Origin of the sequence: Ancylobacter pratisalsi (assembly GCF_010669125.1) — a bacterium.
Taxonomy (GTDB): domain Bacteria; phylum Pseudomonadota; class Alphaproteobacteria; order Rhizobiales; family Xanthobacteraceae; genus Ancylobacter; species Ancylobacter pratisalsi.
The window spans coordinates 3,384,431-3,407,300 of record NZ_CP048630.1 but is presented as its reverse complement, the minus strand read 5'-3'; the positions used below and the strand labels follow the sequence as shown (position 1 = coordinate 3,407,300).

The following is a 22,870-nucleotide window of genomic DNA, read 5'->3' as shown; positions in this document are numbered from 1 at the left end:
CCCGGCGCCTCACATGTTCGGGTAGTTCGGCCCGCCACCGCCCTCGGGCGCCACCCAGGTGATGTTCTGGTTGGGATCCTTGATGTCGCAGGTCTTGCAGTGCACGCAGTTCTGCGCGTTGATCACGAAGACCTCTTCACCCGCCTTCTCCACCCATTCGTAAACCCCCGCCGGGCAATAGCGCGCCGAGGGGCCGGCAAAGACGTCGTGCTCCGACGTCTTCTGCAGATCCATATCGGCGACCTTGAGGTGCACCGGCTGCTCTTCCTCATGATTGGTGTTGGACAGAAACACCGAGGAGAGGCGGTCGAAGGACACCACGCCGTCGGGCCGCGGGTACTCGATCTTGCGGCACTGCGCCGCCGGCTTCAGCGTCGCATGGTCCGGCTTACCGTGCTTCAACGTGCCGAAAGGAGAGAAGCCGAGCGCGGTGTTCATCCACATGTCGAGCCCGCCCAGCGCGATGCCGGCATAGGTGCCGAGCTTCGACCACAGCGGCTTCACATTGCGCACCGTGTGGAGGTCGCGGCCGATGTCGGACCCACGCCAGCCCGCCTCATAGGCCGCCAGCGTGTCGCCCGCGCGGCCCTCGGCCAGCGCCTCGCTCACCTTCTCCGCGGCGAGCATGCCCGACAGCACCGCATTATGGCTGCCCTTGATACGCGGCACGTTGACGAAGCCGGCCGCGCAGCCGATCAGCGCGCCGCCCGGGAAGGCGAGCTTGGGCACGGACTGCCAGCCCCCCTCGGTGATCGCCCGCGCGCCATAGGCAAGGCGCTTGCCGCCCTCCAGCGTGCCGCGCACCAGCGGATGCGTCTTGAAGCGCTGGAACTCCTCGAACGGCGAGAGATACGGGTTCGCATAATTGAGGTGGACCACGAAGCCCACCATCACCTGCCGGTCCTCCATATGATAGAGGAACGAGCCGCCGCCCGTCGCAGCGTCCAGCGGCCAGCCGAAGGAGTGCTGCACCAGTCCCGGCCGGTGCTGCTCCGGCGAAACCTGCCACAGCTCCTTGAGCCCGATGCCGAATTTCTGCGGCTCGCGCCCTTCGGCGAGGTCGAAGCGGGCCATCAGCTGCTTGGTCAGCGAGCCCCGCGCCCCTTCCGCGAAGAATGTGTACTTGCCGCGCAGTTCCATGCCGCGGGTGAAGCCGGCGGTCGGCACGCCATCGCGCCCGACACCCATGTCGCCGGTCGCAATCCCCGCGACCGCGCCGTTTTCGTCATAGAGCACTTCGGCGGCGGCGAAACCGGGATAGATCTCGACGCCCAGTGCCTCGGCGCGGCCGGCCAGCCAGCGACACACCGTGCCGAGCGAGCCGATATAGGCCCCGTGATTGTTCATCAGCGGGGGCATGAGAACGTTGGGCAGCCGCATCGCGCCGGTGGGACCGAGCAGATAGAAGCGATCGTCGGTGACCGGCGTCTTCAGCGGCGCATCGGCATCCTCGCGCCAGTCGGGAACAAGCCGGTCGAGGCCGATGGGGTCGATCACGGCGCCGGAGAGAATATGCGCGCCAACCTCCGAGCCCTTCTCGACGACGACGACCGAGGTTTCCTCGTTGAGCTGCTTCAGCCGGATCGCCGCCGCCAGCCCGGCCGGTCCCGCACCGACGATAACGACGTCATATTCCATCGCCTCACGTTCAGGCAGGGCAGGCTCACTCATCGGGTTCTCCGGCGACCTTGGAAGGATTGGACCGTCTCTACGCTTCTTTCATGGAGCGCCGGTCCTGACAACCACGCCCCCGGAGGTTAGGATGCGGCCCCCGACGAAAGAACGCCTTTATGCTCCCGACACTTAGCGATCACGATATCATCGCCGAGCTGCTCGCCTTCCATGTGGAGGCGGGCGTTGATATCGCGCTTGGCGAGGAGCCGGTCGATCGGTTCGAGGAAACCGCGCGTGAGCGCCCCGCCGCCCGCCCGGCGCGCGAGGCAGCTCCGACGGCGGGGGTGCCGAACGGCGCACCGGCGGCCGCGCCCGTCCGCGGCCGTACGCCCGCCCAGGCCCCTGCCCCGCCGACACCTGCCCAATCGACACCTGCCGCGCCCGCGCCCCCGGACCAGGCCGCGCTCGAAGCGCGCGAGGCCGCCGCCAGCGCCCCGACGCTTGAAGCCCTGCGCACCCTGCTGGAGCAGTTCGAGGGTTGCCCCCTCAAACAGACCGCGACGCAGCTCGTCTTCGCCGACGGAAACCCGGCCGCCCGCCTTATGCTGGTCGGCGAGGCGCCCGGACGCGACGAGGATATCGAGGGCAAGCCGTTCGTCGGCCGCTCCGGCAAGCTGCTCGACCGCATGCTGGCCGCCATCGGCATCGACCGGACCAGCGCCTACATCGCCAATGTCGTGCCCTGGCGTCCGCCGGGAAACCGCACCCCGACGCCGCAGGAAACCGCGATCTGCCTGCCCTTCATCCGCCGCCAGATCGAACTGGCGAACCCGGACATTCTGGTCTGCCTCGGCGGCCCCTCGGCACAGACGCTGCTCGGCATCCGCGAGGGCATCACCAAGGCGCGCGGACGGTGGATGGCCTACGACACCGGCACCCGCAGCATTGCCGCGCTTGCCACTTTCCACCCCGCCTATCTGCTGCGCACCCCGCTGGGTAAGCGAATGGCCTGGCGCGACATGCTCGCCATCGAGGCGCGGCTGGCGGCGCCGGCGGGCCAGAACGAGCATACTCCGCAATAGGTTGGGGAACGGAGCCCTCACTGTCTCGATTCCGTTATCCCTGCCGGGGCACAGTTGTCGACGGGGCGTTTTGAGTCGTTCCATACTGCGATCGATGGGGCTACTCTACCCGCGTCACCTATCGGCAGCATGCATCATTGGGGGAGGCCGATGGAATTCGATCCTGTCATTCTGGCTCGCATCCAGTTCGCCTTCACCGTCTCGTTCCACATCATATTTCCGAGCTTCACCATAGGGTTGGCGGCCTACATCGCGACCCTTGAGGTTCTGTGGATCACCACCGGGCTTGAGCGCTATCACCGCATCGCGCGCTTCTTCACCAAGATCTTCGCCGTGTCGTTCGGCATGGGCGTGGTGTCGGGCATCGTGCTCTCCTACCAGTTCGGCACGAACTGGAGCCATTTCTCCCATGTCGTGGGCAACGTCATCGGGCCGCTGATCGGCTATGAGGTGCTCACCGCCTTCTTCCTGGAGGCGACCTTCCTCGGCATCATGCTGTTCGGCTGGAACCGGGTGCCACGCGGCGTCCATGTCTTCGCCTCCATCATGGTGGCGGCCGGCACCTCGCTGTCGGCGTTCTGGATCCTTTCGGCCAATAGCTGGATGCAGACGCCCGCCGGGCACGAAGTGATCGACGGCGTCGCCTATCCGGTGGACTGGCTCGCCGCCATCTTCAACCCGAGCTTCCCCTACCGCTTCGCCCACATGGTGACGGCCTGCTACCTCACCACCGCCTTCGTGGTGCTCGCGGTTGGCGCGCGCTACGTCTATCAGGGCCGCTATTCCGAGGACGCGCGCACGATGATGCGCATGGCGATCGGGCTGATCGCCATCCTGGCGCCGCTTCAGGCCTATATCGGCGACGCCCACGGCCTGAACACGCTGGAACACCAGCCGGTGAAGATCGCCGCGATCGAAGGCCATTGGGGCGAGACCGATGGTGTGGACGGCGGCGTCCCGCTGGTGCTGTTCGCCTGGCCGAACGAGAAGACCGAGAGCAACGACTACCAGATCGCGATCCCTCACCTCGGCAGCCTGATCCTCACCCATAGCTGGGATGGCACCTTCAAGGGGCTGAAGGAATTCGCGCCCGACGATCGGCCCCCCGTCGCCATCCCGTTCTTCGCCTTCCGCGTCATGGTCGGCATGGGGTTGTTGATGATCTTCACCGGCTGGCTCGGCGCCTTCCTGCTGTGGCGCCGCCGCCTGTTCGAAACCGACTGGTACCTGGCCCCGGTCCAGCACATCTGGCCGATCGGCTTCATCACCGTGCTGTCGGGATGGTTCGTCACCGAGGTCGGGCGCCAGCCCTGGGTCGCCTACGGCATCCTGCGCACCGTCGACGCCATCTCACCCGTCGATGGCTGGGCGGTGGCCACGACCCTTGTCCTGTTCGTGCTGGTCTACGGCGTCGTGTTCTCGGGCGGCATCTACTACATCAACCGCCTGATCGCGCGCGGCCCGGAGGGCGAGGCGGTCGAAACCCCGACCGGCGTTCCGAACCGCCCGCTCACCTCGGCCCATGAGGCGACCCGCGCCGCCATCAACACCACGGGAGAGTGAGCCATGGAAGTCGGTCTCGGCATGACCTGGTATCTGCCCGTGATCTGGGGGCTGCTGCTCTCGGTCGCCATTGCCATGTATGTGGTGCTCGACGGGTTTGATCTCGGCATCGGCATTCTGTTTCCCTTCGCCCGCAACGACCGGGAAAAGGACCAGATGATGAACTCGGTCGCCCCGTTCTGGGACGGCAACGAAACCTGGCTCATCCTGGGCGGCGGCGGCCTGTTCGTCGCCTTCCCCCTCGCCTATTCCATCGTGATGCCGGCACTCTACCTGCCGATGATATTCATGCTGCTGTCGCTGGTGTTCCGCGGCGTCGCGTTCGAGTTCCGCCATGTCGCCGAAACCAGCCGGTTCCTCTGGAACATCGCCTTCGCCGGCGGTTCCACGCTCGCGGCCTTCTTCCAGGGAGTGCTGCTCGGCGGCTTCGTGCAGGGCATCAAGGTCGAGAACAACGCCTTCGCCGGCGGACCGCTTGACTGGGCAACGCCGTTCGCGCTGCTGTGCGGCCTCGGCGTCGTTGCCGGTTACGCGCTCATCGGCAGTGTCTGGCTGATCATGAAGACCGACGGCCCCACCGCGGTGCGGGCGCGGGTTCACGCCCGGCTGCTGCTGCCCGCGGTTCTGCTTTTCATGGGCGCGGTCAGCCTCTGGACTCCGATCGCCTTTCCGCGCATCGCGGAGCGCTGGTTCACCACGCCGAACCTGTTCTACCTCGCGCCGGTGCCGGTGATCACGCTCATCCTCGCCGCGCTGGTCTGGCGCTGGCTGGAGAACGGGCACCAGAACATGCCCTTCTTCGGGGTCATAGGGCTGTTCCTGCTCGGCTATGTCGGCATCGGCATCTCGATCTTCCCCTATCTGGTCCCGCCCTCGCTGACCGTGTGGGACACCGCCGCGGCGCCTGCGAGCCAGGTCTTCACCCTCATCGGCACGGTCTTCATGCTGCCGGTGATCCTGGGCTACACTGCCTTCGTCTACTGGCTGTTCCGTGGCAAGGTGCGCGAAGGCGAAGGCTACCACTGAGCCGTCCGACACCCGGAAAAGCGTCTGCCGGGCCTTGAGCGCTCACCGCGCGCCGCGTGGCGGCACCACGGCCCAGCCGACCCGCACCGGCTCCAGCCGCCCGGCAATCGCCCACGGCACCACGATCGGCACTTCCGGCACGAGGTTCGGCCAGAGCTGGCGCAGCGCATAGGGCGCGCCCCTGTTCTGGCTCGATACCTTCCACACCACGACCATTCCCGCCTGCGCGGCGCGCTGGCGCACCTGCTCGCTCGCCTGCGAAGGATCCGCATCCGGCATCAGCAGCGGGCCGGCCGGGCTCGCCAGGGCGATCGGCGCCGCCAGTTCCGGCGCCCCGCCGATCACACTCGGCGGCCCCCCGAGCCGGCGTGTCGCCACCTCGGTCAGGGGCCGCGCGATCGCGCGTGCGGGAAAATTGACGTCCTGCCCCTCGCGCCCGAGCACCGGCGCGCCAAGCGTCACCAGCGCTGTCACGGCTATGGGCGCGCCGACACAGCACAGCCACACGGTCGTCAGCGCCTCGCGACGGTGAATACCCGCGCTCTGCCCGCGCCACGCCACCAGAACAAGCGCGAGCAGTGCCGGCGCCGGCGTGCCCCACACGCTTTGCCGTTGCCCGAGCATGGCCAGAACCAGCGTGATGGCGAGCGGCACCAGAGCGAGCACAATGATGAAGACGGCCGCGAAGCCCGGCAGCGGACCGCGCACCAGCACGGGCACATCATCGACCTTGCCGCGATCGCCAATGGCCGACGAGATCAGTACCAGCAGGGCGCCCGGCACGCTGGCCAGCGCGAGCCCGGCCAGCAGCGTCGCGGCAGGAACGGCGGCCGTCACCCCTTCCATCGCCCCAAGGGTCGGTAGCGGCGGGGGAAAACGCACCGTCCACAGCACGAAGGGAACCAGGAAGGTAAGACCCATCGCGAGGGGCTGGACCATATCGCGGGTGCGCAGCGCCGCCCGTCCCGCCGCCGTCAGCCCGATCAGCAGCGCGACGGAGATTACTGCCGCCCAGCCCGACCAGCCGGTGAACAGCGCAAGCCCGGCCGCCGCCGCGAGCGCAGGCCAGGCGCGGCTTTTGCCTTCCCCGATCAGCCGCCACGCTTCCAGACACACCCAGAGCACCGCCGGCAATGCCAGCCGATCCGGGGCAAAGGGATCGAGCGGCATTCCGATGCCTTCCACCGCCACGAAAACCAGCGCCGCCGCGCCGCCCATGGCACGCCCGACCAGTCGGGCGCCAAGGCGATAGACGAGCCCGGCCGAAACGGTGATCGCCAGCGCGAACAGCCCGTAGACAGCCCAGGGTCCGACATAGTCCAGCGCAAGCCAGCTCAACCCCGCCGCGATAGGCCCGCCGGCATCGGCGCCGATCCGCCCGGCGCGGGCGGCCAGCAGATATTCCGTCAGATCAAGCGGGGGCGTGGCAAAAAGCAGGGCGGGCACGACCAGCCACAACAGGCCGAGAGCGGCACCCGCCATCAGCACCGCCAGACGGGGCCGCGCGCGCAGTGCTTCGATCCACCGTGCCGACCAGAGCATGGGCGCTCCTAGAGCCGGTCGGCGGTCGGCCGGTCGAGCGCGAGACGGACCCTGACCGGCGCGAACGAGGTGCGGTGATGACGGCAGGCCCCGAGTTCCGCCAGCGCCTCGGCGTGTTCGCGCGTGCCATAGCCCATGTGCCGCTCGAAACCGTAGCCCGGATGCGCCAGCCCAAGCTGCTTCATCAGCCGGTCGCGCGTCACCTTGGCGACGATCGAGGCCGCCGCGATGGAGGCGACAAGCCCGTCCCCGCCGATGATCGCGCGGGTCGCGCAGGCGACCACCGGCACATCGCGCCCATCGACCAGTAACAGGCGCGGCGGGCGCGCCAGCCCGGCCGCCGCCTGCGCCAGCGCCCAGAGCGTGGCCTTGCGGATGTCATGGCCGTCGATGCGCGCGGGTGGGGCGAAGGCCAGTGACACCTCCGCGGTGGCGCAGATCTCATCGAACAGGCGCTCGCGCTTGTCGGCCTTCAGCTTCTTGGAATCATCGAGCCCTACCGGCACGCGCGCGGGATCGAGGACGACGGCGCACGCGACGACAGGTCCGGCCCACGGACCCCGGCCAACCTCGTCGGCTCCCGCCACCGGAATGTCCCCCGCCCGCCACGCCGTAGCTTCATGGGTGAAATCCGGCCTCTGGCGTGCGATGGCCATTCACTGCCCCTTCAGTTCGATTCGCGCAGGATGCCGGCCGCTCTCTTGCGATGCAACCGCGCGGCGCCGCGTCTGTGTCATGATCAGGTGGCAGAAAGCGTAAGGCAGGGAGTGCCCATATGGATTGGTCGCAACGGCTTCAGGAATTCGTCACCCTCTGGGTGGTCATCGATCCGCTCGGCACGCTTCCGGTCTTCATCGCGGTCACCGCCGTGCTCGACGCCGCCGACCGGCGCAAGGCGGCCGTCCTCTCGGTGCTGGTCTCGTTCGGCATACTGGTGTTCTTCGCCCTGGCGGGAAGCTGGTTGCTGCGCTCGATGGGCATCTCGATCGATTCCTTCCAGATCGCGGGCGGCATCGTGCTGTTCCTGTTCGCGCTGACCATGATCAACGGATCCGGCCATTCGGACGCGCACACCACGCCCGAGACCAACCCGGTGGAAATCGCGATCTACCCGCTGGCCATCCCCTCCATCGCCAGCCCGGGCGCCATGCTGGCGGCCGTGGTGCTGACCGATGATGCGCGCCACGATTTTCCTGACCGGATGATGACGATCGCGACGTTCAGCCTGGTGCTGGTGTTTACTCTGGGCATCATGATCGCGGCGGGCTCGCTGATCCGCTTCATCGGCCAGGGCGGCGCCTCCATCATCAGCCGCGTCATGGGCATGGTGCTGGCGGCGCTGGCGGTCGACCTCGTCGTCAACGCCCTTGCCAATTGGCTGCAGCTTCCGCCGATCTAGCGCCGTATCAGGGGGCAGTTCAGGTCTCCACCGGTGGCGGCACGCCCAGCTCCTCGGCGAGGAAATCCATCGTCCGCCCCCAGGCCAGCTCGGCCGCCTTCGGGTCGAAGCGCGTCGGGCTGGTGTCGTTGTTGAAGGCGTGATTGACACCCGGATAGACGTAGATGGTGAAGTCCTTTCCGGCCGCCTTCAACGCCTTCTCATAGGCGGGAACCGCCGCGTTGATGCGGTTGTCGAGCCCGGCATAGTGCAGCAGCAGCGCAGCCTTGATGTCGCCCACCTGATCGAGCGGCGGCGGCATGCCGTAATAGGCCACGCCCGCCTTGAGCTCCGGGCTCGCCTCGGCGAGCAGGTTCACCATCGCCCCACCCCAGCAGAAGCCGAGAGCGCCCACCTCCCCTGTCGAGGCCGGGTGGGCAGCCAGGAACGCGACGGCATCGACCGCGCGCGCGACCGTGGCCGGCCGGTCCAGCGCGGCGATCATGTCGCGCGCCTTGTCCTCGTCGTCGGGCGTCCCTCCTTGCGCAGACAGCAGGTCGACGCCGAAGGCGAGATAGCCGCCCAGCGCGACCCGCCGCGTAATGTCCTTGATATGCGGGTTAAGGCCCCGGTTCTCATGGATCACAAGCACCGCCGGCCGCTTGCTGTCGACACGCCGGGCACGGGCCAGATAGCCGCTCACCTCGCCATTGCCGGATGGATAGCTGACGCGCGCGACCTCCAGCCGGGGGTCGTCCTCCGGCGCGATCGCGGCGCTCGCATAGTCGTTGGCGAGAAGCGGCAGCAGGGCGCCCGCCGCTGCCGCCGACCCGGCCAGCGTTGCCAGCCGGTCCATGAAACTGCGCCGGTCGAGCTGACCATGCGTGAAGCGATCGTAGAGATCGATAATGCGTTGATCCATCGGCGCGCCTCCCTCTCGGTGTGAAGGGAGGATGAACCGCCTCCCCCGCAGGCGCACATCAGAATGTCGCAAACAGCGCCTGCCGACGTCATCTATGGCGCTGCCGAGATCTGGCCAGAGGCAGACGGCCGGGGCCGGGGTCGCCAAGCGGAGGACAAGGGCCCGCCAACGACCAGTGGCGCGCCAAAAGAAAAGGGCGCGGCTCTCGCCACGCCCTCATCCTCGTCACAGGCAATGTCCGTCGTGGGAGCGTGGCCCTCCTGGGAAATCCATGCCACCACTCAAGCCCCGTTTCGCCGGGCCCGAGCACCCGGACACAGCGTGGGGACCGTGGATTTCGTCAGAAATCCATGCCGCCCATGCCGCCCATGCCGCCGCCCGGCATGGCCGGAGCCGCCGCTGCGGGCTTGGGCAGGTCGGCGACCATCGCCTCGGTGGTGATGAGCAGGCCGGCGATCGAGGCCGCGTCCTGCAGGGCCGTGCGCACGACCTTGGCCGGATCGACGATGCCCGACGCGATCATGTCGACATACTGCTCGGACTGGGCGTTGAAGCCGAAGTTCTGGTCCTTCGACTCCTGGACCTTGCCGACCACGATCGAGCCTTCGACGCCGGAATTCTCGGCGATCTGGCGGATCGGGGCCTCAAGCGCCTTCAGCACGATCTTGATGCCGGCGGCGATGTCGGGGTTGTCATTGGTCAGCTTGTCGATCGACTTCTTGGCGCGCAGCAGGGCGATGCCGCCGCCGGGAACGATGCCTTCCTGCACCGCGGCGCGGGTGGCGTTCAGCGCGTCGTCGATGCGGTCCTTCTTTTCCTTGACCTCGATTTCGGTCGCGCCGCCGACGCGGATCACCGCAACGCCGCCCGCGAGCTTGGCCAGACGCTCCTGGAGCTTCTCACGGTCGTAGTCCGAGGTCGTCTCCTCGATCTGCGCCTTGATCTGGGCAACGCGGCCCTCGATGTCCTTCTTCTTGCCGGCACCGTCGACAATCGTGGTCTTTTCCTTCTCGATCAGCACCTTCTTGGCGCGGCCGAGCATGTCGAGGCTGACGCTCTCAAGCTTGATGCCGAGCTCCTCGGAGATCACCTGACCACCGGTGAGGATGGCGATGTCTTCCAGCATGGCCTTGCGGCGATCGCCGAAGCCGGGAGCCTTCACGGCCGCGACCTTGAGGCCGCCGCGCAGCTTGTTGACGACGAGCGTGGCCAGAGCCTCGCCCTCGACGTCCTCCGCAACGATGAGCAGCGGCTTGCCCGACTGCACAACCGCCTCAAGCACGGGCAGGATCGCCTGCAGGCCGGAGAGCTTCTTGTCGAAGATGAGCATGTAGGGATCGTCGAGATCCACCGTCATCTTCTCGGCATTGGTGACGAAATAGGGAGAGAGGTAGCCGCGGTCGAACTGCATGCCCTCGACCACTTCAAGCTCGGTCTCGGCGGTCTTGGCTTCCTCGACGGTGATGACACCCTCGTTGCCGACCTTCTGCATCGCGCCGGCGATCATCTCGCCGATCGCGGCGTCGCCATTGGCGGAGATGGTGCCGACCTGGGCGACTTCGTCGCTCGACTTCACCTTCTTGGCGCGCTTGACGATGTCCTTGATCGCCTCGGTGACGGCGAGGTCGATGCCGCGCTTGAGGTCCATCGGGTTCATGCCGGCGGCAACCGCCTTGGCGCCTTCCTTGACGATCGCCTGGGCGAGCACGGTGGCGGTGGTGGTGCCGTCACCCGCAAGGTCGTTGGTCTTCGAGGCCACTTCGCGCACCATCTGGGCGCCCATGTTCTCGAACTTGTCCTCGAGCTCGATCTCCTTGGCGACGGTGACGCCGTCCTTGGTGATGCGCGGGGCGCCGAAGCTCTTGTCGATGACGACGTTACGGCCCTTGGGGCCGAGCGTGACCTTCACCGCATTGGCGAGGATGTCGACGCCGCGCAGCATCTTCTCGCGCGCATCGCCGGCGAATTTTACTTCCTTGGCAGCCATATAGCCTACTCCTGAATAGGGGTGTTCACGGCCCGGAGCGGCGTGGAGACGCCGGGCGATCCGGGCCGGTTCGTCGCGGTGCGATCAGCCGGCGTTCAGCCGACGATGCCCATGACGTCGGATTCCTTCATGATCAGGAGGTCCTGACCGTCAACCTTGACCTCGGTGCCGGACCACTTGCCGAACAGCACCTTGTCGCCCGCCTTGACGTCGAGCGGGACCAGCTTGCCGGCCTCGTCACGCGCGCCGGGACCAACCGCGACCACTTCGCCCTGGGAGGGCTTTTCCTTGGCGCTGTCGGGAATGATGATGCCGCCGGCAGTCTTCTCTTCCGCGTCGAGGCGCTTCACCACGATACGATCATGCAGGGGGCGGAACTTCAGCTTGGCCATTGGAGGCTCCTCGGATCAACCTGTCACACGCCAGTTTGGCGTTCGGGTGGACGTCTAGCACTCTTCTGAAGCGAGTGCCAAAACCGCTGCGGAGATAGGCAGGCCACAAAAAGGTGTCAAGCAGAAGGAAGCGCCGAAAAAGCGTGCCGGCACGAAAAAAAAACCGGCCCGCGACGCGGACCGGTTTTGATGGCGCAGATTGACGCGCGAAGCCGGGATCAGGCCGACTTCTTGATGTTCTTCTCGACCGAAGCCTTGATCGGCTCTGCGGTCTCCGTGGCCACCTTCTGGGCGATGGTGGAAAGTTCCTTCGCCTGGGCGGAAAGCACGTCGAACTGCTTGCGCATGTGGCCGGTGGAAAGCTCGACCGCCTCGGAGACGCTCTTGGTTCCCATCAGCGCGCTCATATAGTCGAAGGCGGCGTTCACATTGCTGCGCAGCGACTCCAGAGCCACCGTGTTGTATTCGGTCACGCCCTTGGAAGCGGTCGTGTAGGTGTCCTCAAGGAGATCCGTGGTCTCCTCGGCGCTTGCCTTCATCTTCTCGTAAGCCTCGCGAGCGCTCTGCACGCTCTTCTCGGCCATTTCACGCACGGCCGCCGGCACTTCGAGAGAGGGCATGTCCATCTTCGGGAAGGTCGACTCGAACGCGTTGGTGGCAGCCTTGGCAGCCTTCTTCGGGGAAGGCGTGACGGGAGTAGCTTCAACCATGTGTTGTCTCCTCGCATCGCGGTAACAACCAAGAAGGTCGCGATCGCTTCCGCGGTCTACGATCGCACCTCGCGCGTGGAAGACGCGACACCCGATATCGAGCGGGGGTCCTTCCTGACGCCGCATCCATCAATTGTGCATTGCACTATCATATTGCAATGCACAATAAAACCCGAAGCCGAATTTTTTTTGCGGGGACATGCCGGGAAAGCCTTTTCCCGGCGGGTGCCGCACTACTTCTTGGGCGTGGCGGGATCGATGCCTGAGGCGCCCTTCATGGTCGCGGAGACGCCGTGCTCGCCCAGCGTCTTGGCCTGTTCGGTCAGGCGCGCCGCCTGCTCGTTCAGGAAGTCGGCCTGGAGACGGGGCCACTCGTCGACGGTCTGTGCCTTGGCGATGCGCGCGGCGAAGTCGAAGGCCGCGGCGATGTTCGCCTCCGCGAAGTCGAGTGTGGTCCGGCCCAATTCGCGGACATTGTCATGGGCGGCGTCGACCTGTCGGCCGGCATCGTCGAGCGCCTTGTGGGCGGCGGTCATCACGCCATCCATCGCCGCGCGCGCCTGATCGACGCCCTGCTCGGCGAAATTGCGCAACTCTTCAGGAACACGTGTCTTCGGATCATCGGCCATGGGCACACCTCCGCTGTCGACGTTTCATCCTAACGCCAGTCGTCCGGCATACTCCATTGGCGCAGATGCCTACGACGAAAGTATTATAAACGCGCCGCAACGCAACAGAAATCGCTGGCCCGCGACGGCTCCATGGTTGCAAGTGATTAACCGGCTTCAGTGGTCACCGGTTAACCTGAAACTGCGAAGCCGTGATGACGCACCCCCGCCGACATGGCGCAAGGGCACAGTGGACATTAAGGTAGTGCGGGTGCCGGATGGAAGGAATATCGCCGAAAGGCCTTCCGCCCGGCACGAGTGCTTCCGGGGACGAACATACCATGCAGCAGGCACACGCGGAGGCTGAGCTTTGCACGCGCGCACAGACGGCGCTCGGCGGAGCTATGCCTGCGGTTCTGCTGCGCCCGAATGGCACGCTTCTGGCGGCCAATGCGGGCGGTCGTGCGCTGCTGGAAACAGCGGCGGTTGCCGCGGAACTGGCCGCGACGCTGGTCCGCATCCTGCCGATGCTGAGGGCCGATCGCCCGGCGCGGCTTGAGCGGCTGCGTCTTCCCGGCCGGCTGACGCCCGTCGTCTTCGCCTGCACGCTGCTGACCGCCGGACCGGCGAAGGCCGCTCTGCTGGTCGCGGGGGAGCGTATCGGCGCCATAGGCGAGGCCGAGCCGGCCCCGGCGCCGCAGCCCGCCAACGCCACGCCCGAAGCGGCCGCCGCCCCCTCTCTGCCGCAACGCTTCACCTGGCGGACCGGACCGGACGCGCGCCTCAACCATATCGATCCGCGTCTGGCGGCCGCGCTCGACCAGCCAGTGGAGACCATCGCGGGTCGCGACTTTCAGGCCCTGGGCGCTCCGGGTGCGCACCACGCTGTTCTTCAGGGCCTGAGCTTCAATCATCTGCCCATCGTGCTGCCCACCGCACGCGGCGACGCGCTGGATATCGAACTCGGCGGCGCTCCCATCCGGGGCGATGGCATGCGTGGCTTCGGCATCGTCCGGGGCCGCCGCGCCGCGCCGCCTACTCCGCCGCTCTATACCCCCCCGCCCATGATCACCCCTGCCGAGCCGGCGCCACCCGCGCCGCCGCCCATTGCCGCAACTCCCTTCGCCGCGCCCACGCCCCCTGTCGCGCAGCCCCCCATTGCCGGGCCCGTGCCTCCCGCAGCGCCTGTTGCTCCCGCCACCGAAGCCCCCCACGGGCTGCCCGGACAGGACACGCCGGCGCCGGCAGCCCCGCCCGTCGTGCCCCCCACGCCGCCAAAGGCGCCCAATGTGGTGCAGCTCCACGCCGAGCCGCCCGCGCCGCGCCCCGCAACCATTCGCGCCTCCTGGGAAGGGCTGTCGACCGGCGAGCGCAATGCCTTCCGCGAAATCGCACGGGCGCTCGGAGCCCGCCTCGAAGGCGACGACGACGCACCCGACTTTCTCGGTGAGCCCTCCACGTCGGGCGAAGACGGGCCGCGGCCCGACACCACCGCGCCCGACACATCGGCACCCATCGACATCCGCTCCGCCTCCGGCCGCGCCACACCCGCCCCGACACATCCACTCCCGGCCGAGCCCGCGCCGTCCGTCACCGCCCCGACCGAGCCCGATGGCCTGCGCCGGGTCCTGGCGGATGGCGAGCGACCGGTGCTCGACCGGCTCCCGCTCGCTATGCTGGCGTTCCGGGGCGACCGCATGCTCTACGCCAACCGCGCGCTGCTGGACTGGACCGGTCATCAGGATCTCGCCGCGCTTGAAGCCGCCGGCGGGCTCGCCGGGCTGTTCGGCAGTTCGGAAGAGCGCAGGGGACCGGAAGCCGGCGCGCTGACGCTGCTCACCGCGCGCGGAGGCGCGATCCCCGTCGAGGCCCGGCTGATCTCCACGCCCTGGGAGGGCGGGACGGCCATGCTCTATGTGCTGCACCGGATCGAGGGCATTGCGGATGAGCGCCTGCGCCAGGCCGAGCTTGCCCTGCGCAGCGCCGAGAACTCCGAGCGCGAACTGCGCGCCATTCTCGATACCGCGACCGACGGCGTGGTGCTGATCGACACCGCCGGCACCATCCTGTCGATGAACCACCCCGCCGAGGCGCTGTTCGGCTTCGAGGCCGGCGAGGTGAAGGGCGAGGCCTTCACCCTGCTGTTCGCCCCGGAAAGCCATCAGGCCGCCATCGACTATCTCGACGGACTGGCCTCGAATGGCGTGGCGAGCGTGCTCAATGACGGACGCGAGGTCATCGGCCGGGTCCGCGAGGGCGGGCTCATTCCGCTGTTCATGACGGTCGGGCGGATCGGCGAGGACGCGACGAAATTCTGCGCGGTGCTGCGCGACATCACCCAGTGGAAGCGCGCCGAGGAAGAACTCACCGAGGCCAAGCAGCTCGCCGAGCGCGCCAATCTCGCCAAGTCCGACTTCCTGGCCAAGATCAGCCACGAGATCCGCACCCCGCTCAACGCCATCATCGGCTTCTCGGAAGTGATGATGGAAGAGCGTTTCGGCCCGATCGAGAACCAGCGCTACCGCGACTATCTGCGCGACATCCATGCCTCGGGCGGGCACCTCATTTCGCTGATCAACGACCTGCTCGACCTGTCGAAGATCGAGGCCGGCAAGCTGGAACTGCAGTTCACCAGCGTGCCGCTCAACGAGATCGTGCAGCAGTGCATGGGGATCATGCAGCCGCAGGCCAATCGCGAACGGATCATCATCCGCTCCTCGCTGGCCTCCGACCTGCCCCAGATCGTCGCCGACGCCCGTTCCATCCGGCAGATCGTGCTCAATCTGGTGTCGAACTCGGTCAAGTTCACCCGTCCCGGCGGGCAGGTCATCCTGTCCACCGCGCTCACCGAGAACAGCGAAGTGGTGCTGCGCGTGCGCGACACCGGCGTGGGCATGTCGGAAACCGACGTGTCCATCGCGATGGAACCATTCCGCCAGCTCGCCACGTCGGGGCGCTCGGGTTCGGGCGGCACCGGCCTCGGCCTGCCGCTGACCAAGGCGCTGGCGGAAGCCAACCGCGCCAGCTTCAACATCCGCAGCGCCGTGGATGTCGGCACCATCGTCGAGATCACCTTCCCCTCGACCCGGGTGCTCGCGTCGTAAGTAGCGTCCTGGTAAGTAGCGTCTTGCCGCCGGACTAGGGAGCCGAGCCGGCGATGCCCATGGCGTCCAGCTTGTCGCCGAACAGGGCGCGCGCCGCGCCGGAGCGGCGGATCAGCGCCTGGGCGTCGGGCAGCACCGCCGGCCGTTCCCAATCGCCGCGTACGATGAAAGGCAGCTCGAAGGCGGCCACCTTTGCCAGCGGGTTCTTGGAATCGATCAGCGTCGCCTGCCCGCTCAGATCGAGATCCCGCTTCGCGATCGAGCACTCGCCGCCCATGGTGATGCGCAGTTTCGTGCTCTCGACGTCGAATTTCTCGATCCGGGCGATGCCGCCATCGATCGTCGCCGACAGATCGACGGTGTCGAACGGCGTACGCCCGCCACGCAGGTCGCCCACGCCCGACAGCGGCCGCTGCTCCAGACGCGCCAGAATGCGCCCCACATCCATCCCCACCAGCGCGCCGTTCTGGCCCGCGAGAGTGAAGGTCCCGTTCAGGCCGGTCACGATTTCGGCGACGCTGTTGCCCGCGCCGCCGGCGGTGAGGTGGAACGTTCCCTTGCCTTCCAGCCGCTGCGAACCGAACAGGTCGCCGAAGGCCTTGGCCAGTGCCACATCCTCGCCGGCGAGATCGACGCGGGCATCCGCGCCGCTCCCGTCAGGACCCGGCGCGACATGAATGGCGGCGCGAAACAGGCCTTCCCAGGCCTCGGCCTCGCCAATGGCGAGGGAGAGCTTGCCGGATTTTAGCACCGCGCTCGCCGCCATGCGCTGGAACCGGGCGTTCCCCGCGCGCACCTGCGTCGCCGAGATCCGCAGGTCGAGATCCAGACGCGCCAGGCGGCCGAGATCGATCGGCTCCTCGCTCCAGGCAATACCGGCCGGATCGAAGACGGTCAGCTCGCCATAGGGCGACAGGTCAACCGAATCGCTCGCCAGCGAGCCCTGCACGATGGTGCGCCCGCCCTCCAGCCGCACATTGAAACCGCCCTCGCTCACATTGCCGTCGAGTTCCAGCCGCGCACTGCTCAACGCCGCGCCCTGATCCGACATCAGCGCCTGCCCGCGCAGCGCGAAGGCGCCGAAGCCGCGCTCGGTGGGCGCCTCCAGTCCAAGCCACTCCAGCGTATCGCGCAGCTGGTCGGACGAGGCGGAAAGCGTGCCCTCCGCCACCGGTCCGCCGGCCAGCTTGACCGAGCCGTCGAACGAAAACTCGGCCGGCGGTCCCGAGGCCACCAGCCGGATCGGCGAAGCGTCGCCCGTGGCGAGGCGGGCGAGCTCGGAAACCGAGAAGTCTATGTTGAGCGGCTCACCCTGCCAGGTAAGATTTCCCCGCACCGACACGTCCTTCATGCCACGCCAGGAAAGGTGCAGGTCCGCTCGCGGCACCAGCACCTCGCTCACCGCGCCATGCCGGGCCAGAAGCTGCCCGTCCGTGACCTCGATCTGCGCGTCGACGCGGCGGGTACCCACGCTGGCCAGCAGCACGGCGAGGCTGTCGAGATTGGCTTCCTTGCTGATCACGGTGAGTTCGGGCGAGAGCAGCTCGATCGAATCGGCGCGCGCCTGTCCCGTCAGCAGCGGCAGAAGCCCGAGCACGACGCGCACCTGGGGAACGACAAGCTCCGTCTCTCCATTGCCAACCGTCAGTTCCTCGACCGTGATCGCCGGCCAGGGCAGCACGGAAAAGCTGACCGGCCCGGCAATGCGCGGCTCCTGGCCGGTCGCCGCGCGCAACGCCGCCACGGCTTCGGTGCGCAGGCGCGCCTCCGATGCCAGCTTCGGCGCGAGAGCGGCTGCGGCGATCACGAGCGCCACGGGCAGCAGCAGGATGGGAATAAGTTTCTTCATCAATGGATCGGTAGCGTCCCCTGGTAGTCCGCGTACAGCACCGGGGCGGAAGCGCGCAAGCGCAGACCCGCGGCACGGCGACGGCTGCCAACCCGCGAACGCCGCAACATCTTGTGTGTCTGTGTCTGTTTGATGGCCTGACAGACGCCGAGCCCAGCGCTATGAATTGCATCCTGACAAAGGTCGAGCAACGCAAGAATTCGCCGGCCCGCCACGCATGGAGCAACCAATGGTCGCCGCAAGTGATGAGCCCCTCTGGAAACCCAGCCCGGAGCGGATCGCCGCCAGCGCGATCACGGCGTTCATTCATGCCGTAAATGATCGCCACGGCACGTCGCTGCGCGACTATCGCGATCTTCACGCCTGGTCGATCGCCCATCCCGCCGATTTCTGGGAACGCGTGTGGGACCTGGGCGAGGTCATCGGAGAGCGCGGCACTGTCCCCCTGGCCGACGCCGACCGGATGCCCGGCGCGCGGTTCTTCCCCGAGGCCCGCCTCAACTACGCCGAGAACCTGCTGCGTCCGCGCGATGCCGGCGAGATCGCGCTGATCTTCCATGGCGAGGACAAGGTCGAGCGGCACATGAGCTTTGGTGAGCTCACCGCGCTTGTCTCCCGGCTGCAGCAGGCCTTGCGCGCGGCCGGCGTGGGTGTGGGCGACCGCATCGCCGCCACCATGCCCAACATGCCCGAGACCATCGCCATCATGCTGGCGGCGACCTCGCTCGGGGCGATCTTCTCGTCCTGCTCGCCCGATTTCGGCGAACGCGGCATTCTCGACCGGTTCGGCCAGATCGAGCCGAAGGTCTATTTCGCCTGCGACGGCTACTGGTATGCCGGCAAGCGGGTGGCGATCGGCGACAAGCTGAAGGCCGTGGTGCCACACCTGCCGGGAACGGTGAAAACGGTCATCATCCCCTATCTCGGCGATGCCGAGGCGGTGGCGTCAGCCCTTCCGAACGGGGTGGCGCTGGACGCGTTCCTCGCCCCCTATGCCCCTGCCCCGCTCACCTTCGAGCGGCTGCCCTTCAATCATCCCGTGTTTATCCTGTTCTCCTCGGGAACGACGGGCGCGCCCAAATGCATCGTCCATGGCGCCGGCGGCACGCTGCTCCAGCATATCAAGGAGCACCGGCTGCAGTGCGACCTCGTGCCCGGCGACCGTCTGTTCTACTTCACCACCTGCGGCTGGATGATGTGGAACTGGCTGGTCTCGGGGCTGGCGAGCCGCCTCACCCTCTGCCTGTTCGACGGCTCCCCCTTCGCCCCGAGCCCCTCCGCGCTGTTCGACTACGCGCAGAAGGAGGGCTTCGCGCTGTTCGGCACCTCGGCGAAGTACATCGACTCGCTGCGCAAGGAAGGGCTGCGGCCGTGCGAGACGCATGACCTGTCGAAGCTGAAGGCCCTCACCTCGACCGGCTCACCGCTGGCGCCGGCCGACTTCGCCTATGTCTATGAGGCGATCAAGCCGGACCTGCACCTCGCCTCGATCTCGGGCGGCACCGACATCGTCTCCTGCTTCGTGCTCGGCGATCCCACCGCCCCGGTCTACAGGGGCGAAATCCAGGCGCCGGGCCTTGGCATGGCGATCGAGGTCTGGTCGGACGAGGGCAAGCCCGTGGTCGGCGAGCGCGGCGAGCTGGTCTGCACCCGGCCCTTCCCCTGCATGCCGGTGATGTTCTGGAACGACCCGGAGGGCGTGAAGTACCACGCCGCCTATTTCGAGCGCTTCGACAATGTGTGGTGCCACGGCGACTTCGCCGAATGGACCCATCATGGCGGCATCATCATCCATGGACGCTCGGACGCCACGCTGAACCCGCAAGGGGTGCGCATCGGCACGGCGGAGATCTACGCCCAGGCCGAACAGGTGCCGGAGATCGTCGAGGCCATCGCCATCGGCCAGGAGTGGGACAACGACGTGCGCGTGGTGCTGTTCGTGCGGCTGAAAGCCGGAGCGGTGCTCGATGCCGAGCTTGAGAAGCGCATCAAAACCCAGATCCGCGTCGGCGCCAGCCCGCGCCATGTCCCCGCGAAGATCGTCGCCGTGGCCGACATTCCCCGCACCCGTTCGGGCAAGATCACCGAGCTGGCGGTGCGCGACGTCGTCCATAACCGGCCGGTGAAGAACACCGAGGCGCTGGCCAATCCGGAAGCGCTGGATCTGTACCGCGACCTGCCGGAACTGTCGGCCTAGCCGCCGCCCAACGCGGGCTCTGCTCAGTCCTGGCGCGGCCGGCTCAGCCGCGCCAGCAGGATCACCGGCGCCAGCCCGACCAGCACGATCAGCAGGGCGGCGAGCGCGCCGTCCTCATAGGTGCCGCGGGCGGCCTCGCCGTAGACGTGGCTGGCCAGCGTCTCGAAGTTCAGCGGCCGCAGCATCAGCGTCGCCGGCAGCTCCTTCATGCAGTCCACGAACACCAGCAGCGCCGCCGTGCCGAGCGCGGGCCGCAGCAGCGGCAGGTGGATGCGCCGCACCACGCCGCCGGGCTTCTCGCCCAGGCTCCGCGCCGCCATGTCGAGCGTACCGCTGATCCGGCCAAAGCCGGCCTCCAGCCCGCCGACCGGTATGGCAAGGAAGCGGATGACATAGGCCAGCACCAGCGCCACCCCCGAGCCGGAAAGCAGCAGCCCGGTCGGCACGCCCGTCAGCTGCGCGCTCAGCGCCGAGACCGCGTTGTCGAACGCGGCCAGCGGCACCAGCAGGCCGACGGCGAGCACCGTGCCGGGCACGGCGTAGCCCAGGCTCGCAAGGCGCGGCACCAGCCCGGAGCGCAACGCGTTGGTACGCAGCGCCACCGCGATCACCAGCCCGCCGCCGACAGCGGTGAGCGTACCAAGACCCGCCAGCAGCGCGGTATTGGCCGCTTCCTGCCAGATGTTCTCGGGGATGCCGTGAAACTGCCAGCGCAGCCAGGCCGTGTGCACGAGATGGCCGGCGGGCAGAACAAAGCCCAGCAGCACCGGGATGAGGCAGGCCGTGATCGCCAGCCCCGCCTGCCCGCGCCCGAGCGCCCGCCGCACCGGCGAATGGGAGCGCGCGCCGATGGCCGACGCGTTGAGATGACGCCGCCCCCAGCGTTCGACGAGCACCAGCGCGAACATGATCGCCAGCATGAACAGCGCGATCTGCGCCGCGCCCGGCAGGCTGGAGCGGTTGAGCCAGGTCGAATAGATCGACAGCGTCAGCGTCTGCACGCCCAGGAATTCGGAGGCGCCGACATCGTTCACCGTCTCCATCAGCGCCAGCGTCACGCCGACCACGATGGCCGGTCGCGCCAACGGCAGCGCGATGCGGAAGAACGCCTCGCCCGCCCCCACCCCGAGCGTGCGCGCGGCATCGAGCACGGACGCGGTCTGGACCAGAAAGGCGGCGCGCGCCGCGAGGTAGACGTAAGGGTAGAGCACCAGCCCCAGCAGCACGATGCAGCCCGGCAGGTTGCGCACCTCCGGCAGCCAGAGATCGCGCGGGCTGGTCATGCCGAGCAGCGAGCGGATCAGCGTCGGGATCGGACCCAGCGGATGGACCGCATCGACATAGACGAAGGCCTGGATATAGGTGGGAATGGCGAGCGGCAGCAGCAGCGCCCACTCGAAGATGCCGCGTCCGGGAAAGCGGCACACCGCCACCAGCCACGCGGTGCCGGTACCGATGACACCCGCCAGCACGCCGACGCCCAGCGACAGCAGGACGGTCTCGGTCAGCGCGTGCGGCACCACGTTGCGGACGAGGTGGGGCCACAGGTCGCCGGAGCCCTTCGCGGCGGTCCAGATCAGCGCGGCGAGCGGAAGCATCACCACGCAAACGACCATGACGGCTGCGCCGCGCAGCGCGCGCCCGCCGCCTGTTCCCTCCGAAGTCGCCACGCCTGCCACCGTCACGGCCGGCACCTCTCGCGGCGCCGGACCTCTTGCACACCGATCCGCGCGGCAACCGGCCGCGCGGCGATGTTGGTGGAGGCGCTCCGCCTCAGTGTCAATTGTCGAAGCCGACCTTGTCGACCAGATCGGTCGCGGTCTTGCGCGCCTTGGCGATGGCGACGAGGTCGATGTCGTCGATCTTCAGAGGTCCGAAGGCGGCGATGATCGGATCCACCGGCGAGCCCGCGACGACCGGATATTCGAAATTCGACTTGGCGTAGAGATCCTGCGCCTCGTGCGAGACAAGGTACTCCAGCAGCTTCACGGCGTTGCCGGGGTTCGGTGCGTTCTTCGCCACCGAGGCGCCGGAGATGTTCACATTGGTGCCGCCGTTTTCGAAGGTCGGCAGCACGACGTGAATGGCCTCGGCCCACTTCTCCTGCTCGGGGCCACCCTTGCCGGAGCGCATCAGGCCCACATAGTAGGAATTGGCGATGCCAAGATCGCAGATGCCGGCGAGGATATCGCGGGCGTTCTCGCGGTCGCCGCCGGCGGCCTTGCGGGCAAGGTTGTCCTTCACCCCGGTCAGCCACGTCTCGGCGGCCGCCTCGCCATGGTGGACGATATAGGCCGCGATCAGCGCGGTGTTGTAGGGATGCTTGCCCGAACGGATGCACACCTTGCCCTTCCACTCCGGCTTGGCGAGATCCTCATAGTGCAGCGAGGAAATGTTGACCCGGTCCTTGGAGACATAGGCCACGCGGGCGCGCATGGAGAGCGCGTACCAGCTTCCGTCCTCGCCGCGCAGATTGGCCGGCACGGCCGATTCCAGCACTTCCGAGCGCACCGGCTGGGTGATGCCCTGGTCGACCAGATCGAGCAGATTGCCGATGTCGACGGTCATCAGCACATCGGCCGGCGAGGACTCGCCCTCGGCCTTCACGCGTTCGGCAAGACCATCCTTCACGAAGATGCTGTTCACCTTGATACCGGTCTTCTCGGTGAAGGCGTCGAACAGCGGCTTGGCGAGGCCGATCTCGCGGGTGGTGTAGACATTCACCACTTCCTCGGCGCGCGCCTGCGCCGGTGCGAACGCCAGGCTGGCGGCGAACAGGCCGCCGAGCGCGAAGCGCTGAGCGTATCCATTGAAGGACCGGCGTGTCATCGACGTGTGGTTCATCTTGCTCCTCCTGCGAGCGGCGGCTCCGTTGTGAGGAGCCCACTTTCGTGCC

Annotated in this window: 17 protein-coding genes; 6 read left to right on the top strand and 11 right to left on the bottom strand. The window is 67.6% G+C overall.

Going from position 1 to position 22,870, the window contains the following annotated elements; genetic code table 11:
* Window positions 1-9: 9 nt before the first annotated feature.
* Window positions 10-1,671 (bottom strand): electron transfer flavoprotein-ubiquinone oxidoreductase, encoded by a 1,662-nt coding sequence (locus G3A50_RS15975; protein WP_163076186.1) that lies wholly within the window; start codon window positions 1,669-1,671, stop codon window positions 10-12.
* A 119-nt stretch (window positions 1,672-1,790) separates the two neighbouring features.
* Here G3A50_RS15975 and G3A50_RS15970 point away from each other — a divergent pair, with 119 nt between their 5' ends.
* The 3 genes from G3A50_RS15970 (at window position 1,791) to cydB (ending at window position 5,285) form a co-directional block, all read left to right on the top strand.
* Window positions 1,791-2,696: a uracil-DNA glycosylase gene (locus G3A50_RS15970; protein ID WP_163076185.1), complete on the top strand. Its 906-nt coding sequence runs from the start codon at window positions 1,791-1,793 to the stop codon at window positions 2,694-2,696.
* Window positions 2,697-2,846: 150 nt separating this feature from the next.
* On the top strand, window positions 2,847-4,259 hold the full coding sequence (locus G3A50_RS15965; protein ID WP_163076184.1) for a cytochrome ubiquinol oxidase subunit I: 1,413 nt from the start codon (window positions 2,847-2,849) through the stop codon (window positions 4,257-4,259).
* A gap of 3 nt (window positions 4,260-4,262) precedes the next feature.
* Complete coding sequence (cydB, locus tag G3A50_RS15960; protein WP_163076183.1) at window positions 4,263-5,285, top strand: cytochrome d ubiquinol oxidase subunit II; 1,023 nt, start codon at window positions 4,263-4,265, stop codon at window positions 5,283-5,285.
* 42 nt (window positions 5,286-5,327) lie between these two features.
* Here the strand turns inward: cydB and G3A50_RS15955 are convergent, their stop codons facing one another.
* Entirely contained in the window at window positions 5,328-6,827 is a 1,500-nt protein-coding gene (locus G3A50_RS15955; protein WP_163076182.1) for a glycosyltransferase family 39 protein, read from the bottom strand.
* An 8-nt stretch (window positions 6,828-6,835) separates the two neighbouring features.
* Window positions 6,836-7,483 carry a ribonuclease HII gene (locus G3A50_RS15950; RefSeq protein WP_163076181.1) on the bottom strand — a complete coding sequence of 216 codons (648 nt, stop codon included), beginning with the start codon at window positions 7,481-7,483 and terminating at the stop codon, window positions 6,836-6,838.
* A 119-nt stretch (window positions 7,484-7,602) separates the two neighbouring features.
* On the opposite strand from G3A50_RS15950, the gene G3A50_RS15945 reads away from it, so the two are divergent.
* On the top strand, window positions 7,603-8,226 hold the full coding sequence (locus tag G3A50_RS15945; RefSeq protein ID WP_163076180.1) for a MarC family protein: 624 nt from the start codon (window positions 7,603-7,605) through the stop codon (window positions 8,224-8,226).
* 19 nt (window positions 8,227-8,245) lie between these two features.
* On the opposite strand, the gene G3A50_RS15940 is transcribed toward G3A50_RS15945, so the two are convergent.
* From G3A50_RS15940 to G3A50_RS15920, 5 genes are all read right to left on the bottom strand, one after another.
* Complete coding sequence (locus G3A50_RS15940) at window positions 8,246-9,127, bottom strand: dienelactone hydrolase family protein (protein ID WP_163076179.1); 882 nt, start codon at window positions 9,125-9,127, stop codon at window positions 8,246-8,248.
* A gap of 340 nt (window positions 9,128-9,467) precedes the next feature.
* Window positions 9,468-11,114: a chaperonin GroEL gene (groL, locus tag G3A50_RS15935; protein ID WP_163076178.1), complete on the bottom strand. Its 1,647-nt coding sequence runs from the start codon at window positions 11,112-11,114 to the stop codon at window positions 9,468-9,470.
* 95 nt (window positions 11,115-11,209) lie between these two features.
* Window positions 11,210-11,506 carry a co-chaperone GroES gene (gene groES, locus G3A50_RS15930; RefSeq protein ID WP_163076177.1) on the bottom strand — a complete coding sequence of 99 codons (297 nt, stop codon included), beginning with the start codon at window positions 11,504-11,506 and terminating at the stop codon, window positions 11,210-11,212.
* A 218-nt stretch (window positions 11,507-11,724) separates the two neighbouring features.
* Window positions 11,725-12,216 (bottom strand): phasin, encoded by a 492-nt coding sequence (locus tag G3A50_RS15925; protein ID WP_163076176.1) that lies wholly within the window; start codon window positions 12,214-12,216, stop codon window positions 11,725-11,727.
* Between the two features lie 233 nt (window positions 12,217-12,449).
* Window positions 12,450-12,845 carry a phasin family protein gene (locus tag G3A50_RS15920; RefSeq protein WP_163076175.1) on the bottom strand — a complete coding sequence of 132 codons (396 nt, stop codon included), beginning with the start codon at window positions 12,843-12,845 and terminating at the stop codon, window positions 12,450-12,452.
* Window positions 12,846-13,165: 320 nt separating this feature from the next.
* Between G3A50_RS15920 and G3A50_RS15915 the strand changes: the two genes are divergently transcribed.
* Complete coding sequence (locus tag G3A50_RS15915) at window positions 13,166-15,928, top strand: ATP-binding protein (RefSeq protein WP_163076174.1); 2,763 nt, start codon at window positions 13,166-13,168, stop codon at window positions 15,926-15,928.
* Between the two features lie 34 nt (window positions 15,929-15,962).
* Here G3A50_RS15915 and G3A50_RS15910 read toward each other — a convergent pair whose 3' ends face one another.
* The gene (locus G3A50_RS15910; protein WP_163076173.1) at window positions 15,963-17,777 is read right to left on the bottom strand and encodes an AsmA family protein; all 1,815 of its coding nucleotides are present in this window, start codon (window positions 17,775-17,777) and stop codon (window positions 15,963-15,965) included.
* Between the two features lie 229 nt (window positions 17,778-18,006).
* Here G3A50_RS15910 and G3A50_RS15905 point away from each other — a divergent pair, with 229 nt between their 5' ends.
* The gene (locus G3A50_RS15905; protein ID WP_246251763.1) at window positions 18,007-19,974 is read left to right on the top strand and encodes an acetoacetate--CoA ligase; all 1,968 of its coding nucleotides are present in this window, start codon (window positions 18,007-18,009) and stop codon (window positions 19,972-19,974) included.
* A gap of 23 nt (window positions 19,975-19,997) precedes the next feature.
* Here G3A50_RS15905 and G3A50_RS15900 read toward each other — a convergent pair whose 3' ends face one another.
* Window positions 19,998-21,644 carry an ABC transporter permease gene (locus G3A50_RS15900; protein WP_246251761.1) on the bottom strand — a complete coding sequence of 549 codons (1,647 nt, stop codon included), beginning with the start codon at window positions 21,642-21,644 and terminating at the stop codon, window positions 19,998-20,000.
* Between the two features lie 109 nt (window positions 21,645-21,753).
* Window positions 21,754-22,818, bottom strand: a complete 1,065-nt coding sequence (locus G3A50_RS15895) for a Fe(3+) ABC transporter substrate-binding protein (protein ID WP_425483413.1) — start codon at window positions 22,816-22,818, stop codon at window positions 21,754-21,756.
* Window positions 22,819-22,870 lie beyond the last annotated feature (52 nt).

Bases quoted from the DNA above. Each gene is read 5' to 3' on its own strand.
- G3A50_RS15970 (WP_163076185.1), top strand. From the start codon at position 1,791: ATGCTCCCGACACTTAGCGATCACGATATCATCGCCGAGCTGCTCGCC.
- G3A50_RS15975 (WP_163076186.1), bottom strand. From the start codon at position 1,671: ATGAGTGAGCCTGCCCTGCCTGAACGTGAGGCGATGGAATATGACGTC.
- G3A50_RS15895 (WP_425483413.1), bottom strand. From the start codon at position 22,818: ATGAACCACACGTCGATGACACGCCGGTCCTTCAATGGATACGCTCAG.
- groL (WP_163076178.1), bottom strand. From the start codon at position 11,114: ATGGCTGCCAAGGAAGTAAAATTCGCCGGCGATGCGCGCGAGAAGATG.
- groES (WP_163076177.1), bottom strand. From the start codon at position 11,506: ATGGCCAAGCTGAAGTTCCGCCCCCTGCATGATCGTATCGTGGTGAAG.
- G3A50_RS15965 (WP_163076184.1), top strand. From the start codon at position 2,847: ATGGAATTCGATCCTGTCATTCTGGCTCGCATCCAGTTCGCCTTCACC.
- G3A50_RS15905 (WP_246251763.1), top strand. From the start codon at position 18,007: ATGGTCGCCGCAAGTGATGAGCCCCTCTGGAAACCCAGCCCGGAGCGG.
- G3A50_RS15920 (WP_163076175.1), bottom strand. From the start codon at position 12,845: ATGGCCGATGATCCGAAGACACGTGTTCCTGAAGAGTTGCGCAATTTC.
- G3A50_RS15915 (WP_163076174.1), top strand. From the start codon at position 13,166: ATGCAGCAGGCACACGCGGAGGCTGAGCTTTGCACGCGCGCACAGACG.
- cydB (WP_163076183.1), top strand. From the start codon at position 4,263: ATGGAAGTCGGTCTCGGCATGACCTGGTATCTGCCCGTGATCTGGGGG.
- G3A50_RS15945 (WP_163076180.1), top strand. From the start codon at position 7,603: ATGGATTGGTCGCAACGGCTTCAGGAATTCGTCACCCTCTGGGTGGTC.
- G3A50_RS15955 (WP_163076182.1), bottom strand. From the start codon at position 6,827: ATGCTCTGGTCGGCACGGTGGATCGAAGCACTGCGCGCGCGGCCCCGT.
- G3A50_RS15950 (WP_163076181.1), bottom strand. From the start codon at position 7,483: ATGGCCATCGCACGCCAGAGGCCGGATTTCACCCATGAAGCTACGGCG.
- G3A50_RS15940 (WP_163076179.1), bottom strand. From the start codon at position 9,127: ATGGATCAACGCATTATCGATCTCTACGATCGCTTCACGCATGGTCAG.
- G3A50_RS15910 (WP_163076173.1), bottom strand. From the start codon at position 17,777: ATGAAGAAACTTATTCCCATCCTGCTGCTGCCCGTGGCGCTCGTGATC.
- G3A50_RS15925 (WP_163076176.1), bottom strand. From the start codon at position 12,216: ATGGTTGAAGCTACTCCCGTCACGCCTTCCCCGAAGAAGGCTGCCAAG.